The sequence below is a fragment of the Klebsiella sp. WP4-W18-ESBL-05 genome (assembly GCF_014169075.1).
Classification (GTDB): Bacteria; Pseudomonadota; Gammaproteobacteria; order Enterobacterales; family Enterobacteriaceae; genus Kluyvera; species Kluyvera ascorbata_B.
Map to the genome: position 1 here is coordinate 919,157 of NZ_AP022057.1, position 16,023 is coordinate 935,179.

At 55.6% G+C, this 16,023-nt stretch carries 12 protein-coding genes; 7 read left to right on the plus strand and 5 right to left on the minus strand.

Features of this window, described 5'->3' with window-relative positions; translation table 11 throughout:
* Positions 1 to 42: 42 nt before the first annotated feature.
* The 4 genes from H7R58_RS04425 to H7R58_RS04440 are packed head-to-tail and all read right to left on the minus strand — an operon-like array spanning position 43 to position 7,383.
* Positions 43 to 2,640, minus strand: a complete 2,598-nt coding sequence (locus H7R58_RS04425) for a glycoside hydrolase family 38 N-terminal domain-containing protein (RefSeq protein WP_182930047.1) — start codon at positions 2,638 to 2,640, stop codon at positions 43 to 45.
* Positions 2,637 to 4,628 carry a DUF5054 domain-containing protein gene (locus H7R58_RS04430; protein WP_182930048.1) on the minus strand — a complete coding sequence of 664 codons (1,992 nt, stop codon included), beginning with the start codon at positions 4,626 to 4,628 and terminating at the stop codon, positions 2,637 to 2,639. The genes H7R58_RS04425 and H7R58_RS04430 overlap by 4 nt, the downstream gene beginning before the upstream one ends.
* Before the next feature lie 2 nt (positions 4,629 to 4,630).
* On the minus strand, positions 4,631 to 5,845 hold the full coding sequence (locus H7R58_RS04435; RefSeq protein WP_182930049.1) for a CehA/McbA family metallohydrolase: 1,215 nt from the start codon (positions 5,843 to 5,845) through the stop codon (positions 4,631 to 4,633).
* Positions 5,845 to 7,383, minus strand: coding sequence for a PTS transporter subunit EIIC (locus H7R58_RS04440; RefSeq protein ID WP_320108697.1), 1,539 nt, complete (start codon positions 7,381 to 7,383; stop codon positions 5,845 to 5,847). The genes H7R58_RS04435 and H7R58_RS04440 overlap by 1 nt, the downstream gene beginning before the upstream one ends.
* A gap of 49 nt (positions 7,384 to 7,432) precedes the next feature.
* Here H7R58_RS04440 and H7R58_RS04445 point away from each other — a divergent pair.
* The 7 genes from H7R58_RS04445 (at position 7,433) to H7R58_RS04475 (ending at position 15,010) form a co-directional block, all read left to right on the plus strand.
* Positions 7,433 to 8,130, plus strand: a protein-coding gene (locus H7R58_RS04445; protein ID WP_223335778.1) for an IS1 family transposase whose coding sequence is annotated in 2 segments (ribosomal slippage) — positions 7,433 to 7,682 and positions 7,682 to 8,130 — 699 coding nt in all. Because the reading frame shifts where the segments join, the coding sequence is not laid out codon by codon here.
* A 685-nt stretch (positions 8,131 to 8,815) separates the two neighbouring features.
* Positions 8,816 to 9,844: an erythrose-4-phosphate dehydrogenase gene (epd, locus tag H7R58_RS04450; protein ID WP_106925737.1), complete on the plus strand. Its 1,029-nt coding sequence runs from the start codon at positions 8,816 to 8,818 to the stop codon at positions 9,842 to 9,844.
* A gap of 39 nt (positions 9,845 to 9,883) precedes the next feature.
* Positions 9,884 to 11,047, plus strand: coding sequence for a phosphoglycerate kinase (gene pgk, locus H7R58_RS04455; protein ID WP_106925739.1), 1,164 nt, complete (start codon positions 9,884 to 9,886; stop codon positions 11,045 to 11,047).
* A 92-nt stretch (positions 11,048 to 11,139) separates the two neighbouring features.
* On the plus strand, positions 11,140 to 12,219 hold the full coding sequence (fbaA, locus tag H7R58_RS04460) for a class II fructose-bisphosphate aldolase (protein ID WP_106925741.1): 1,080 nt from the start codon (positions 11,140 to 11,142) through the stop codon (positions 12,217 to 12,219).
* A 189-nt stretch (positions 12,220 to 12,408) separates the two neighbouring features.
* Positions 12,409 to 13,266 (plus strand): small-conductance mechanosensitive channel MscS, encoded by an 858-nt coding sequence (mscS, locus tag H7R58_RS04465; protein ID WP_106925743.1) that lies wholly within the window; start codon positions 12,409 to 12,411, stop codon positions 13,264 to 13,266.
* A 270-nt stretch (positions 13,267 to 13,536) separates the two neighbouring features.
* Positions 13,537 to 14,172 (plus strand): arginine exporter ArgO, encoded by a 636-nt coding sequence (gene argO / locus H7R58_RS04470; protein ID WP_106925745.1) that lies wholly within the window; start codon positions 13,537 to 13,539, stop codon positions 14,170 to 14,172.
* 85 nt (positions 14,173 to 14,257) lie between these two features.
* Positions 14,258 to 15,010: an oxidative stress defense protein gene (locus tag H7R58_RS04475; RefSeq protein ID WP_106925747.1), complete on the plus strand. Its 753-nt coding sequence runs from the start codon at positions 14,258 to 14,260 to the stop codon at positions 15,008 to 15,010.
* A 41-nt stretch (positions 15,011 to 15,051) separates the two neighbouring features.
* Here the strand turns inward: H7R58_RS04475 and argP are convergent, their stop codons facing one another.
* Complete coding sequence (argP, locus tag H7R58_RS04480) at positions 15,052 to 15,945, minus strand: DNA-binding transcriptional regulator ArgP (protein WP_106925749.1); 894 nt, start codon at positions 15,943 to 15,945, stop codon at positions 15,052 to 15,054.
* Between the last annotated feature and the right edge of the window lie 78 nt (positions 15,946 to 16,023).

The following is a 16,023-nucleotide window of genomic DNA, read 5'->3' on the forward strand; positions in this document are numbered from 1 at the left end:
AAAAAGGCCGCGAAAGCGGCCTTTTTTTATGGCGTGGGGATATCAGACCGGCCTATCGTGAGCCAGCTGGCTGAGGTCAAGCGTCAGATGATCGTTGCCCCGTAAAACCGCTTTCTCTATTTTTTCTCCCAGCGCGTTACAGACATAACCGCGCCAGTCTTCCGGTATGGTCAGGGCTTCTGACGATGGGTTATACAGCCGCACCAACGTTTTGCCGTACAGCACGTCAACGCCGCTGATTACCCAGCCCTGGGGCAAATGGCTCAGCAGCTGGCGGTGGGCAATGTCCCGTTCGGGAATAAATACATCAAAATTATCTAAGCGCTGAAGACCCGTTCGATCGTGCTGCCATTGCCACAGTCGCCCCGGCGCGCTGAAGCGCTGTTCGCGTACCGCCAGCTGCGCCGGGGAATGCGTGCCGAGACACAGCGCAAAGTGAAAGCTCAGCTCGCCGGGGAGATGACCTTCCGGCGTGGCCTGGCGCTGCCCGGAGGCGCGCCCAGGGCGATACAGCAGATCGTCTTTACCAAGCTGGCCGACGCCGCGAAACAGCGTCAGGCGAAGCTGTTGCCCCTGATAGGCGTACTCTTTCAGGCCGCGGGCGAAAACGTGAAAATCGGCGTGTGGGCTCAGCCGGTGCATAAAGGGTTCGCTATCAACCGGGCGCTCCGCATAGCCTGTGCTATCGGCAATCTGCTGATTGGTGCGCGTGAGCGTGCCAAACGGCACGTCGGCGCACACCGCGGCGATGGTTTGCCCGGTATTGAACAGCAGCTGCATACGGTGCTCGCGTACCGTATTTTCGATAGTCAGCTCGCCGTGCAGCATATCGTCTTCAAGGGTCAGCGTCAGTGTGACGTTAACGACGCGCAGGCGATCGCTACGCGCCCGTCGGTCGTCATTAATCCCTTCCGGCAGCCGCAGCGCGGCGTGCAGGCGCAGAGACTGTTGCCACGGATGCTGCTGAACCTCGCTGAGGGTGAAGTGCGAGAAGAGCAGCCCGCTATCGCCGGGCAGGGGCGAAAAGTCGTAGAGATCGCCATCGTCGCTGATATCGCGCAGTTGCAGCAGCGGCGTTAGCCTGCGGCCGGTGTTTTTCTCCAACAGCTGTAGCTGGTTGTCCCGCAGGCTCAGGTGATAGTGCGCATTTTCGATCGCCAGCGCTTCAGGGCAGGAGAGGGGAAAGAGCATCGGCCGCTGGCTGGGGGCGACGTAAAAGAGCGCGAAGCCCAGCGGTGGCACCGGTACGTTGAGCAGGTCGACGATGTTTTCGTAGTACCAGCACTGTTGTTCTGTCTCGACCTCGCCATCCGGCGTCAGCAGAACATGGCGCGGTAGTTGAACCTGGCGCTGTCGATGAACCACGACGCGTATCGGTTCGCCATTCTCACCGATGAGCGCAAATTGGGCCGTGGGGGTAATAAGCGTCTGTTGGCGGACGTCGATGGCGGGGCTGCTGGTCCCGTTGAGTACCAGAAAGCGATAGGGCGTTTGGATCTCAAGATTCGCCAGAAGCTGACGAGCGTGGAGGCTGAATATTGCCTCGCCGATTTGCTGCGCCTGACGGCAACGGTGCAGCACGTCGCGGTTGGTTTCATCGCTGTTGCAGCCGCCCATGCTGTCGTGGGCGTGCGACTCGAGTAGCCATCGCCACGCCTGCTCCAGCATCTCTTCACCTTCGCTAAAGCCGTTACGCCGTGCCAGCGCCAGCATGGGCTCTGCCAGCCGGGTGAGGCACCTTTCCGCATCTGCATTGGCTTTTTTAATGTCGTAACGCGAAGAACCAATGCTTTTGTGTACCCGGGAAAGGCGCGGCGTACGAAACTCACCGCGCCAGCGTGGCAGCGTCTGACTGGCCAGCGTGGCGAAGTAACGTTCATAGCTGCTGACCTCCCAGCGGTCTTCGCTAAGCGCGTTAACGGCGGCGATAAGCCGGTCGAAGTCAGCATCGCAGCTGACCTGATCGCCGCCGATCGGGCAGAGGAGATCCGGCGACGCCGACAGCGCCTTCATGCGGGTAATGAGTGGGAACGTTTCTTCGTCGAAATGCGCGGGGCGGAAGTTGCGCCAGCGGCCACCGCGTTCGGGGTGGGCAAGCGAGTAGCCAAAGGGCGTTATCACGGTGGTGGCGCAATCGCCGTTCAGCGCCTCCCAGCACAGCTCCGTTGGCCCCATCAGTTGCGGATCGTAACCGCGGCGCAGCAGGATATGCCGCAGCCCGAACGCGCGGGCAATCTGCGGCAACTGGGCGTGGCTGCCAAAGGTGTCCGGCAGGTACAGCACCGACATGCAGTAGCCTGCTTCACGCGCGTGGTGGATGCCGATGCGCAGGTTACGAAACATCGATTCCGTGGCGATGTTAAACAGATCCGGCTGGGTGTACCACGGGCCGATCAGCAGCCGTTTTTGCTGAACGAGCCTGCGCGCCCGCTCGGCCATTTTGGGTTTAAGGCGAATAAAATCATCAAAGATTGAGCTCTGGCCATCAAGATGGAAAACGAAGCGGGGGTTGTTTTCCAGCGCTTCAATGAGCTCGCTGAAGGCTTTGAGCGCGAAAAGCTGGGTGTCGAGCGTGGAGAAATACCATTCGCGATCCCAATGGGTATGCGAGACGGCGTGGATGGTGCGGACGTCGTTCATTGCGCCTCCCCTTTGTCTTTAAAATAGACGCGGTACTCCGCGTGAATATCGTCGTCGTACCACATCGGGAAGTTGGTGCCCCAGATGTTGTTATAGAGCTGCCCGTAGAGGCTGACGCGTGAAGCGGTCGGCTCGCCAAAGCAAAGGATCTTCGGCTGGTATAGCGCCAGCAGCGGCGCGTCGAGAGGCTCCAGCGTCCACTGTTCGGTGCGCGCAAACTCCACCGCGTGCAGGTTGGCGTTGCCGTTTCTGACCACGTTAAACCAGTCGGTGGGGTAGCCCAGTTTCTGGCACATGCTCTGGCCCACGTTGGCCAGCCCCAGCTGTAGCCAGATTTCCTCCGCCAGGCGGTTGGCCTGTTTCCCGCGGATGCTGACCCGCAGCGACAGTGCGCGGCGGACCTTGCTAAAGCCGTATTCCAGAACGATCTCTTCAGGCAGCCGTAATTCAATGCCGGGCGCGGCGTCGGGCCGGACGGTGGCCTGCACGTACCAGGCATTCAGCTCGCCGCGAAAGCGCACCTGCTTAAGTGCAAAGTTGACCTGTTGAGTGGTGACCGGACGTGGGGTGAGCTCCAGACCGGGTCGGGTGAAGTCAGAGAGCGCCCATGGGGCGGTGGTATCGAGATTTTGCAGGTAGCGGTCGCGAAAATGGTCATACTCCTGCGGCCCGACCTGCCGATAGATCAGGCGGGCAAACGGGGCGTCGAGCACCGGCTTGCCGTCAACGTTGAGCGACGACAGGCTGCCGTCATTCGCCAGGGCAAAGTCGTAGTCACCGAAGGTGAACTGACGCAGTTCGGTTGCCATCCCTTTGGCGACGATAGGGCCTGCTCCGGCGATGTCACACAGCGGCGCGGGGAGATGTGCGCAGGCGCTATCGAGATAGCGTCGCTGTTCTTCCCACGACCGTGCAAAGTGACCATAGCTGCGGGTGGCCTGGTGGGGAGACTGCGCAATAAACTGACTCAGCGATGCATATTTTTCCGGCACCGGGGCGTGAATGCTGTCCGCGGCGCGCGCGGCGCTGAACGCTTCTGGCAGGTAATGACAGTAATCGGGAAGATGCAGTTTGAGATCCATTCCCCAGGTATGCTCCGGCACCATCAGAAGGGCATCAAGGGCCTCAGGCGGGCAGACAATTTCCTGCTGCAGACGGCGGCTTAAACGGCGATAGCGGCTGACTTTCCCCGGGTCGCTGGCCAGCCCGTGGTTCCAGGTATCGCCGATTTCAGCATCGATGATCGGCAGAGTCGGGCGGAGGGTTTCCACGCGGGCGGCGAACGCGTCCAGCGTTGAAGCACTGACCTGTGCTTCGGGATAACGCTGGCGGTAGCGTTCAATGAGCTGCATGACGTCGGCTGCCGTCGGCGGTGAACAGTTATCTTCGGCGTGACAAAAGACCAGCAGCTCGTCCAGCGCTTCACACCAGGTTTCGTTGCCGTAGCCGCCGAAAGAGTAGTTGACGACGATGTCGCGCTGGCCGTATTTCCAGATAAACAGCGACGGGACATCCGGTGGGCAGGAGGCCGCATTCACGCCAATATGCAGGTAGCGCAGCCCGGCGTCGGCTAGCCATGGCACGATAGCCTGCGGGTGACCCGGGACGTCGGTCATTTTCGCGGCAATCGTCCGGCGCTGGAAACGCGCGTCCAGCGCCTGGCTATAGGAGAGCGCGTGGCGCATCAGCGTGGGCGTCAACAGCTCGCTGTGGGTGGTAAACGGCAGACCGTGCCAGACGATGTTGCCAGCCGCTATTGCCTCGCAAAGCCTGGCCTGATCCTCGGGAGCCGCGCGCTGCAGGTAGCGGTGGATAAGCCAGGAACCGCAGGTCCAGATAAAATTTTTCTCTGCTCCGACGTTCACCTCGCGGGCAAGCGCTATCACTGCCGGAATAAACTCCGTCAGGTATTTATCTTCAATTGTCTGGGCGTAATCGGTGAAGCCGATATCGAGATGCGTTTTATAAATAATATGCACGCGCTGCATGTTCACTCCCTGAAAATGGGGTTGCTAATCAGTTGGGCGCGGGAGCCATCGTTCACCCGTAAAAAGGCAAAGCGGCTGTTGGCCCAGTGAATGTCCCGTTGTACTACGCCGCTGTGGTGCGGCAATTCAATCACCTGCTTCTCGGTATAGAGCAGCACCTGGTGGTGGGCTGGCACGTTGAGATCGACATGCAGTGCCGGGCTTACGGTCGTGTCCCCGGCCCCGGCGTCTCCGGCGGCAAAACGCCGCAGCCGAATATCATCGTGGCTCTGCATATAGCTGCGACCGCTGGCGATGGCATGCAGAATGTCGCGGCGTTCAGCGCTGCGGCTGTGCACGGCAAGAGTAGGCAGCGTCAGCGATTTTTCTTTGTGGAAATCGCTGCCGGCGGTAACGGCAATGTTCTGCCCCAGGCGCAGCTGCTGTAGCCAGTACTGAAACGTGGCTTCGTTATGGGTCGTTGCCTCCCAGGGGCCGTTCCACAATTCAAGCCAGTCGAAATTGATAAAGGGCAGCAGCCATGGGCAGTGCTGGCAGAACGGATGATTAATGCCAATCCAGGCGCCGTTGCTGCGAGCTTCGGCCATCTTCTGTGCGATCTCCGCTGCGCTGAAGCTGGGCAGAAAACTGTGCACAGGCTGAGCAACGCCGAGAAAGTTGACGTGCCCGAGCTGGGTGGTGAGCTCCATACCGGGAATCAGGCATTGTGGTACGTTGATGCCGTCGATCTCCCGGTTTTGCGTCATGGTGTTATGGTCGGTAAAGCAGAGAAAATCGTGATTAAGTGAGCGAGCTCTGGCGATCAGCGCTGCTATGCTTAGCTTGCCGTCGCTGTGCTCGGAGTGCATATGTGTATCCCCGCGCAGCCAGCGTAGCGCCTTGTTGTAGCGCACGATCTCGACCTGAATGCGGCACACGGTCGTGATTTTATGCAGCCCCAGCAGCACGTATCCTTTACCTCGGGGCAACGCGCCTCGCCGGTAGCCGGGCGTGGCGAAGTTTTCGCTGACCGCAATGTGTTGCCGCGCTCCGCCACTCCAGCCGAGGGTTTCTTCACCGATTTTTAGTCCTAAATCGACCACGTTACCGTCCTTGACGCGGTAGCTGATTTCCAGTCGTTCAACGTCGAGCCCGGGATCGAACGGCAGCGCGATAAGCCGTTTTTGTTCGTAGGGATGTGCGACGTACTCAATATGCTCCGTTGAGAGGTTATCCATTAGTCCTCCTCAAGCAGTTCTTTACAGTCGCCGGCAATCATTACCACTTCGGTGCCGTAGATAATTTGCCAGCCGGTTTCGCCGACGCGCACGACGCCTTTGGCGCGCAGGTTTTTCTTCCACACGTCATCGTCTGCGACGCGTGAAGGATCGATCACCTCGACGCGTAGCCGGGAAATACAGTTATCGAACTGAGAAATATTTTCTTTGCCGCCGAAAGCGGCAATAATTTGCATGGAAAATTCATCGCTCTGTGCTTTAACCGGGGATGCTGCGCTTTTACTTTTAAAATCCTGTTTGCTGAAAAGCTTCACGTCATCACCGCCGGTAACTTCTTCTTCACGGCCCGGGGTCATCACGTTAAAACGAGTAATTAAATAGCGGAATAGCGCATAGTAGACGACAAAAAAGAGAGGGGTTAACCAGAGATATCCCCACAGGTTTAATTTATTGGGCTGAAGCAATACCGGCAGAATATCTTTCAGGCAGCCGCCGTAGACAGAAACGTTAGCCATTTCCGTTAAAACGAAAATTAAACCAGTGAGCGGTACGTGGACCAGATAAAAAAGCCAGGGGGCGACAAACAAGAAGGTATATTCGATAGGTTCCGTTACGCCAAATAGTATCATCGTTGCCACCACCGGCAGCAGAAGGCCCGCAACGACCTTTTTATGCTGAGAGCGGGAGCAGTGGTACATGGCAAGCGCGGCTCCCGGCAACGCGCCGAAGTGGGTGACGACGCGTCCGGACTGGAAGCCGCGCACCAGCAGCTCTTGCGTGTCGCTACAGCCCAACTGGGCCATATAGATGTTGGTGGTACCGCTGACCAGATTGCCGCACACTTCCATTGAACCGCCGAGCTCGGTCAGGCGAATGGGGGTCGTGATCAGGTGGTGCAGGCCTACCGGCAGCAGCGATTTATCGGCCACTGCCCAGAGGAAGGTGCCAAATAAACCGGAATCACCGATGAGCTTACTGAACTGCGCCAGCATCCAGCCGATAGGCGGCCAGATGAGATAGAGCGCTGACCCCATCAGCGCACCGATGACGAGCGTGACGATAGGCACGGTGCGCGTACCGGCGAAGAAGGAGAGCACCATCGGTAGCTTTACGTTGTAAAGTCGGTTATGCAGCCAGGCAGTCACAAGACCGACCGCCATGCCGCCAAATACGCTCATGCGGTAGGTGAACATGCCTAATTCGGTGGTATAGATAGAGGCTTCTTGCACCGCGGCGACCGGGTCGAGGTGGCGCTGATTGATAAACCAACTGGCCGTCGTCGTTTGTTCACTAAGGCCATGAAGCGTAAGCAATGTACTGAGGATGAAATGCATCGACATAAAGCAAACGGCGCCGGAAAAGGCGGCCCAGCCTTTCTCTTTTTTTGCCAGACCAAAGGCGACGCCGATCGAGAAGAACAGCGGTAAATTGCGAAATACCACGTCCCCCGTCGCCTTCATTACGCTGAACGTGATAAACCATAGTGATTCTTGATTAAATAAAGCGCTGAGATGTAATGCCTCCAGCGTTTCGGTGATGCTGCCAACTTACTGATTTAGTGTATGATGGTGTTTTTGAGGTGCTCCAGTGGCTTCTGTTTCTATCAGCTGTCCCTCCTGTTCAGCTACTGACGGGGTGGTGCGTAACGGCAAAAGCACCGCCGGACATCAGCGCTATCTCTGCTCTCACTGCCGTAAAACATGGCAACTGCAGTTCACTTACACCGCTTCTCAACCCGGTACGCACCAGAAAATCATTGATATGGCCATGAATGGCGTTGGATGCCGGGCAACCGCCCGCATTATGGGCGTTGGCCTCAACACGATTTTCCGCCATTTAAAAAACTCAGGCCGCAGTCGGTAACCTCGCGCATACAGCCGGGCAGTGACGTCATCGTCTGCGCGGAAATGGACGAACAGTGGGGATACGTCGGGGCTAAATCGCGCCAGCGCTGGCTGTTTTACGCGTATGACAGGCTCCGGAAGACGGTTGTGGCGCACGTATTCGGTGAACGCACTCTGGCCACACTGGAGCGTCTTCTGAGCCTGCTGTCGGCCTTTGAGGTCGTGGTATGGATGACGGATGGCTGGCCGCTGTATGAATCCCGCCTGAAGGGAAAGCTGCACGTTATCAGCAAGCGTTACACTCAGCGCATTGAGCGACATAACCTGAATCTGAGACAACATCTGGCAAGGCTGGGACGGAAGTCACTGTCGTTCTCAAAATCGGTGGAGCTGCATGACAAGGTCATCGGGCATTATCTGAACATAAAACACTATCATTAAGTTGGAGTCATTACCCAGCGTTTCTTTATTCGTCAATGCACTGCCGAATCCCATAAACATGGAACCAATAGTAATAATTGATATGGGGACCAGCATGGCTTGCCCAATCATTTGCATTTGCTGCTTCATAAATCATCCTTGTGAATATTTAAACCGGAATAATGGCGATAATTGTGGGTGAATAATGAAATTCGTCATTAGCGTCAGAAATATTTCTTTAATGAATATATTTTCGGTTGATATATTTTTGTGATATTTATTAATTAAAGCGTATGCTTATTTTTCGGGCGTTTTTATATTGGCTGGTGAGTGTATCATTACGAAAAGAGGATTCTGTGACTCGCACAGCGATAAAGTCATCTTTAGCTAATAATATTAGCCTGGTGCGGTTGAGGTTGATTGCCGACGCCGGTTACAGAGAAGGGGGATAAGCGAAGGGCGGCATGGAATTTCTCCGCAGATTATTCCTGTAAAAATGTGATGTATGTCAGATTACTGGCGCGTTTGTCTGGACAAACATTCCTTTTATTCCATATTTCGCTTATTCTAGCTGAAGCGTTTCAGTCGATGAATTGTTCGACATTTAACCATTCAGTCACGGTTTGTGGCGGGTAAGGTTTCCCTGAACGTGCGGCTGCATTACTCTGTTTGCCACTTAGCGTCGGGACAACCTTGCAGGAGACCTATGAGCGTACGCGTAGCGATTAACGGCTTCGGCCGCATTGGACGTAATGTGGTTCGTGCTTTGTATGAATCCGGACGCCGTGCGGAAATCACCGTGGTGGCCATCAACGAACTGGCCGATGCCGCTGGCATCGCGCATTTGTTGAAATATGACACCAGCCACGGGCGCTTCGCCTGGGATGTTCGCCAGGAGCGCGAGCAGCTGTTTGTCGGCGATGATGCTATCCGTCTTCTGCACGAGCGCTCTATTGACGCGCTCCCCTGGCGTGAACTGTCGGTTGATGTGGTGCTCGACTGTACCGGCGTATACGGTAGCCGTGCAGACGGTGAAGCGCATATCGCCGCAGGCGCAAAGAAGGTGCTCTTTTCACATCCTGGCAGCAACGATCTCGACGCAACCGTCGTCTATGGGGTCAATCAGCATGAGCTGCGTGCGGAACATCGTATTGTGTCCAACGCCTCCTGTACCACGAACTGCATCATTCCCGTCATCAAATTGCTGGATGATGCCTACGGCATTGAGTCCGGAACGGTGACAACCATTCATTCTGCGATGCACGACCAGCAGGTGATTGATGCTTATCATCCCGACCTCCGTCGCACGCGCGCGGCGAGCCAGTCTATCATTCCGGTTGATACCAAACTTGCAGCGGGCATCGCCCGTATTTTTCCGCAGTTCAGTGACCGATTTGAGGCGATTGCGGTGCGCGTACCGACCATTAACGTGACGGCAATTGACCTGAGCGTGACGGTGAAAAAACCTGTAAAAGCAAGTGAAGTCAACCAGTTGCTGCAAAAAGCAGCACAGGGTGCATTTCATGGTATAGTTGACTATACGGAATTACCGTTGGTCTCAACTGATTTTAACCACGATCCGCACAGCGCCATCGTCGATGGCACGCAGACGCGGGTGAGTGGAGCGCATCTGATCAAAACGCTGGTCTGGTGTGATAACGAATGGGGCTTTGCTAACCGAATGCTCGACACCACGTTAGCAATGGCCGCTATTGGTTTCAGGCTCGACGCTTGAGCGTCGACAAAACTTTAAGTATCAACGAGAGGATTCACCATGTCTGTAATTAAGATGACCGATCTGGATCTGGCTGGTAAACGCGTTTTCATCCGTGCGGACCTGAACGTACCAGTTAAAGAAGGGAAAGTAACCAGCGACGCACGTATCCGTGCTTCACTGCCAACTATCGAGCTGGCGCTGAAACAGGGTGCGAAAGTGATGGTGACTTCTCACCTGGGTCGTCCGACCGAAGGCGAGTACAACGAAGAATTCTCTCTGCTGCCGGTTGTTAATTACCTGAAAGACAAACTGTCTGCTCCGGTTCGTCTGGTTAAAGATTATCTGGACGGCGTTGAAGTTGCTGCCGGTGAGCTGGTTGTTCTGGAAAACGTTCGCTTCAACAAAGGCGAGAAGAAAGACGACGAAGCGCTGTCCAAAAAATACGCTGCACTGTGCGACGTGTTTGTAATGGATGCATTCGGTACTGCACACCGTGCACAGGCTTCCACCCACGGTATCGGCAAATTTGCTGACGTTGCGTGCGCAGGCCCGCTGCTGGCAGCAGAACTGGACGCGCTGGGTAAAGCACTGAAAGAACCAGCTCGCCCGATGGTGGCTATCGTTGGTGGTTCTAAAGTTTCTACCAAACTGACCGTTCTGGACTCTCTGTCTAAAATCGCTGACCAGCTGATCGTGGGCGGTGGTATCGCGAACACCTTCGTTGCTGCGCAAGGCCACAACGTCGGTAAATCCCTGTACGAAGCTGACCTGGTTGATGAAGCTAAGCGTCTGCTGACCACCTGTGACATCCCGGTTCCGACCGACGTTCGCGTAGCGACCGAGTTCTCTGAAACCGCGACCGCAACCCTGAAATCTGTCAACGACATCAAAGATGACGAGCAGATTCTGGACCTGGGCGACGCGTCCGCTGAGAAACTGGCTGAAATCCTGAAAAACGCGAAAACTATCCTGTGGAATGGCCCGGTTGGCGTGTTCGAATTCCCGAACTTCCGCAAAGGGACTGAAATCGTGGCTAACGCAATCGCAGACAGCGACGCGTTCTCCATCGCAGGCGGCGGCGACACCCTGGCTGCAATCGACCTGTTCGGTATCGCTGACAAAATTTCCTACATCTCCACTGGTGGCGGCGCGTTCCTCGAATTCGTGGAAGGTAAAGTACTGCCAGCAGTAGCAATGCTCGAAGAGCGCGCTAAGAAGTAAGTCATTCAAGGGCAGGGAAACCTGCCCAATTTTCAGCGCGCTTTATAGAGCTCGCACCTTTTCTAACGGCCGAAGATACAGGACTACGTAACATGTCTAAAATTTTTGATTTCGTAAAACCAGGTGTTATCACCGGTGATGACGTACAGAAAGTTTTCCAGGTAGCAAAAGAAAACAATTTCGCTCTGCCAGCAGTTAACTGCGTGGGCACTGACTCCATCAACGCCGTACTGGAAACCGCTGCAAAAGTTAAAGCTCCGGTTATCGTTCAGTTCTCTAACGGCGGCGCTGCGTTCATCGCGGGTAAAGGCGTGAAAACCGACGTTCCTCAGGGCGCGGCTATCCTGGGTGCGATCTCTGGCGCGCATCACGTTCACCAGATGGCTGAACACTACGGTGTTCCGGTTATCCTGCACACTGACCACTGCGCTAAAAAACTGCTGCCGTGGATCGACGGTCTGCTGGACGCGGGTGAAAAACACTTTGCTGCTACCGGTAAGCCGCTGTTCTCTTCTCACATGATCGACCTGTCCGAAGAGTCCCTGCACGAAAACATCGAAATCTGCTCCAAATACCTGGCGCGTATGTCCAAAATGGGCATGACTCTGGAAATCGAACTGGGTTGCACCGGCGGTGAAGAAGACGGCGTGGACAACAGCCACATGGACGCTTCTGCACTGTACACTCAGCCAGAAGACGTTGATTACGCGTTCACTGAACTGAGCAAAATCAGCCCGCGTTTCACCATCGCAGCTTCCTTCGGTAACGTACACGGCGTGTACAAACCAGGTAACGTGGTTCTGACCCCGACTATCCTGCGTGATTCTCAGGAATACGTTTCTAAGAAACACAACCTGCCGCACAACAGCCTGAACTTCGTCTTCCACGGCGGTTCCGGTTCTTCTGCTCAGGAAATCAAAGACTCCGTTAGCTACGGCGTAGTGAAAATGAACATCGATACCGACACCCAATGGGCAACCTGGGACGGTATCCTGCAGTACTACAAAACTAACGAAGCTTACCTGCAGGGCCAGTTGGGCAACCCGAAAGGCGAAGACCAGCCGAACAAGAAATACTACGATCCGCGCGTATGGCTGCGTGCTGCTCAGACGTCTATGATTACGCGTCTGGAACAGGCTTTTGCTGAACTGAACGCGAAAGACGTTCTGTAAGAAAACCTGATTTTTGCCTGAAAGCCCGCCGAAAGGTGGGCTTTTTTTATTGTCTTTTCAAAGTGATGGAACGGTATAAAAACGTGATCAACTTGGCAAAAGTCGCCTTTTTTGGTTACCCTTTATACCTGCCTGTACTGTTGCAGGCCGTTTTTCGTTTCCCATCCGGGTATCCATAAGGAATATTGAATGGAAGATTTAAACGTTGTCGATAGCATAAATGACGCCGGTTCATGGCTGGTGCGCAACCAGGAATTGCTGCTGAGCTACGCGGTCAATATCGTTGCGGCAATCGCGATAATCATTGTGGGGATGATTGCGGCGCGCATCGTTTCGAACACCGTCAACCGCCTGATGCTGGCGCGTAAAATTGATGCCACCGTGGCTGATTTCCTCTCAGCGCTGGTGCGCTATGCGGTGATTGCCTTCACGCTGATCGCTGCGCTGGGGCGCGTGGGCGTACAAACAGCCTCCGTTATTGCCGTATTGGGTGCCGCGGGTTTAGCCGTAGGTCTAGCGCTGCAAGGCTCGCTGTCTAACCTGGCCGCAGGCGTGCTGCTGGTGATGTTCCGCCCGTTCCGTGCGGGTGAATACGTTGACCTGGGCGGCGTGGCCGGTACCGTGCTGAGCGTGCAGATTTTCTCCACTACCATGCGTACCGTTGATGGCAAAATTGTCGTTATCCCTAACGGCAAAATTATCGCTGGCAATATCATTAACTTCTCGCGCGAACCTGCGCGCCGTAATGAATTTATTATTGGCGTTTCTTACGATGCGGATATTGATAAAGTTAAGCAGATCCTCACCCGTATTCTTGAAGCGGATAACCGTATTCTCAAAGACCGCGATATTACCGTGCGTTTAAATGAACTGGCGCCGTCGTCAGTAAATTTTGTCGTGCGTGCCTGGAGCCTGAGCGGCGACCTGCAAAACGTCTACTGGGACGTGCTGGAGCAAATTAAGCGCGAGTTCGATGCCAACGGCATCAGCTTCCCTTATCCACAGCTAGACGTGCATATGCAGCCTGGCAGTTCTGCCCAGCAGTAACCGCTTCTAAGCAGTAATAAGGCCGGGCTGATGCCCGGTTTTTTTATGGGCGACCAACCAAGGTAGGCCTGATAAGCGTAGCGCCATCAGGCACTGACCGAGCGCATTAATGCCGGATGCGGCGTAAACGTCTTATCCGGCCTGCATCGGTGCGCGTATTTTCAATTTATAATTAGCTAAACTTATTACTGATTAAAAATATCAATTTCCGCTAATGATTCTATCGCGTTATAGTCAGCGCCATTCCTGAACTACTTAAAGAAAACTATCGTGATATCTTATTATTTTCAAGGTCTTGCACTTGGTGCAGCCATGATACTTCCGCTCGGCCCGCAGAATGCTTTTGTGATGAACCAGGGTATTCGCCGCCAGTATCATCTGATGATTGCCTTGCTGTGTGCCGTCAGCGACATGTTACTTATCTGCGCGGGTGTATTCGGCGGCAGCGCGCTGCTTATGGCCTCTCCGTGGCTGTTGGCACTGGTCACCTGGGGCGGCGTTGCGTTCCTGTTGTGGTACGGCTTCGGCGCGCTGAAAACCGCGATGGGCAGCAACATTGAACTGGCCACCGCGGAAGTGATGAAGCAGGGGCGCTGGAAAATCATCGTGACTATGCTGGCGGTGACCTGGCTTAACCCGCACGTCTACCTTGACACCTTTGTGGTGCTGGGCAGTCTGGGGGGCCAGTTGGAGGCCGTGCCTAAGCGCTGGTTCGCTCTGGGCACCATCAGCGCCTCGTTCCTGTGGTTTTTCGCGCTTGCGCTACTGGCGGCCTGGCTGGCACCGCGTTTGCGCACCGCGAAGGCGCAGCGCATTATCAACCTCGTCGTTGGGATCGTGATGTGGTTTATCGCTTTTCAGCTGGCAAAAGAGGGGGTTGGCCACCTGCACGCGCTTATGAACTAGGCCTCATCTGATGGACTTTCTCCCGGCAATGGCTAAGCTTGCAGGCAAGACCCCGTTGTCGGGTGATAACCAAGGAGATACAACAGTGAAGTTTAAAGTGATGGCTCTGGCCGCTGCAATCGGGTTTAGCGCAATGTCCGTACAGGCAAATGAGTTGCCTGATGGCCCGCATATCGTCACGTCGGGGACAGCAAGCGTGGCGGCAGTACCGGATATCGCGACGCTGGCGATTGAAGTTAATATTGCGGCTAAAGATGCAGCAAGCGCCAAGAAACAGGCCGATCAGCGCGTTGCGCAATACCTCTCTTTCCTTGAGCAGAATGGCGTCGCCAAAAACGACATTAGCTCCGCCAACCTGCGTACTCAGCCGGATTACGATTATCAAAACGGTAAAAGCGTGCTTAAGGGCTACCGCGCGGTGCGCACGGTAGAAGTCACGTTACGTCAGCTCGATAAGCTGAATTCGCTGCTGGACGGCGCACTGAAGGCGGGTCTGAACGAGATCCGCTCCGTATCGCTGGGCGTGGCGAAGCCGGATGCGTATAAAGATAAGGCGCGTAAAGCGGCGATTGATGATGCGATTCATCAGGCTCAGTCGCTGGCAGCAGGCTTCCACAGCAAGCTGGGGCCGGTGTACAGCGTGCGCTATCACGTCTCTAACTACCAGCCGAGCCCGATGGTGCGCATGATGAAGGCCGATGCGGCACCGGTATCCGCTCAGGAAACCTACGAGCAAACGACCATTCAGTTTGACGACCAGGTAGATGTGGTATTCCAGCTTCAGCCTGAACAGGCTTCCACTCCGGCTCCGGCAGCAGCGCCCGCAGCCGCGAAGTAATTTCCCTAACCCCTCGCCCGGCGAGGGGTTTTTCGTTGTGCTTAATCTTGTCGCAGTACCTTATGCCCGTACGCGAGCAGGGCATCGGTGACTTTGCGCATCATGCGGCTTTCCGGCGCAAAGCGGTGCCAGTAGAGCATCCGCCGCTGGAACAGGCCAGGGGTCAGATCGATCAGCTCACCGCTGGCAATCTCTTTTTCAATTTGCAGGTGCGGAATCATACAGCAGGTCGTGCCCTGGCGAGCCAACTGCACGAATGCTTCCGATGAGTTCACAATATGACAGGGAACGCTACCCGGCGGCAGATCGAAGTTTTGCTGTAAAAACGCCTGGTGCATATCGTCCAGATGGTCGAAGGCAACGGCGGGGGCTTTAAGCAGCGCTGAACGGGTCACGCCATTAGGGAAGTAGCGTTCAGCAAAGGCTTTGGAGCCCACAAACAGGTAGTCCAGCGCGCCGAGCTGATCCACCAGGCAGCTTGGCAGCGCCTGTGGCTGAATACTTACCGCGCCGACCACTTCGCCACGACGCAGGCGTTCCTGGGTGCGGGTTTCGTCCTCAACCTGAAGATTCAGGCGAATAGGGGAGTTGGCCAGCACATCGGCTAGCGCAGGCAGCAGCCAGGTCGCCAGACTGTCGGCGTTGACCGCCAGCGACAGCAGCAGCGGAGTCGAGCCGGTTTGCTCATCACCCAGCCACTCTTCTTCCAGTAGCTCAACCTGGCGCAGCAGCGCCAGCAGTTTCTGCCCCTGCTCGGTAGGGCGCGGCGGTACGGTACGCACCAGCAGCGGCTGTCCGAACATATTCTCAAGCTGCTTAATGCGTTGAGAGACGGCGGACTGAGTGATGCACAGTTTCTGCGCGGCGCGCTCAAACCCTCGTTCCCTGATAACGGCATCCAGCGCCTGTAGTGTTCTGTAGTCCGGACGTTTCATTGATCTGCGGTACCCCCCTGTCGGTATATCCTGCACTATGACATAAATTTACCCTGGATACAGACGAAATTGTTTTGC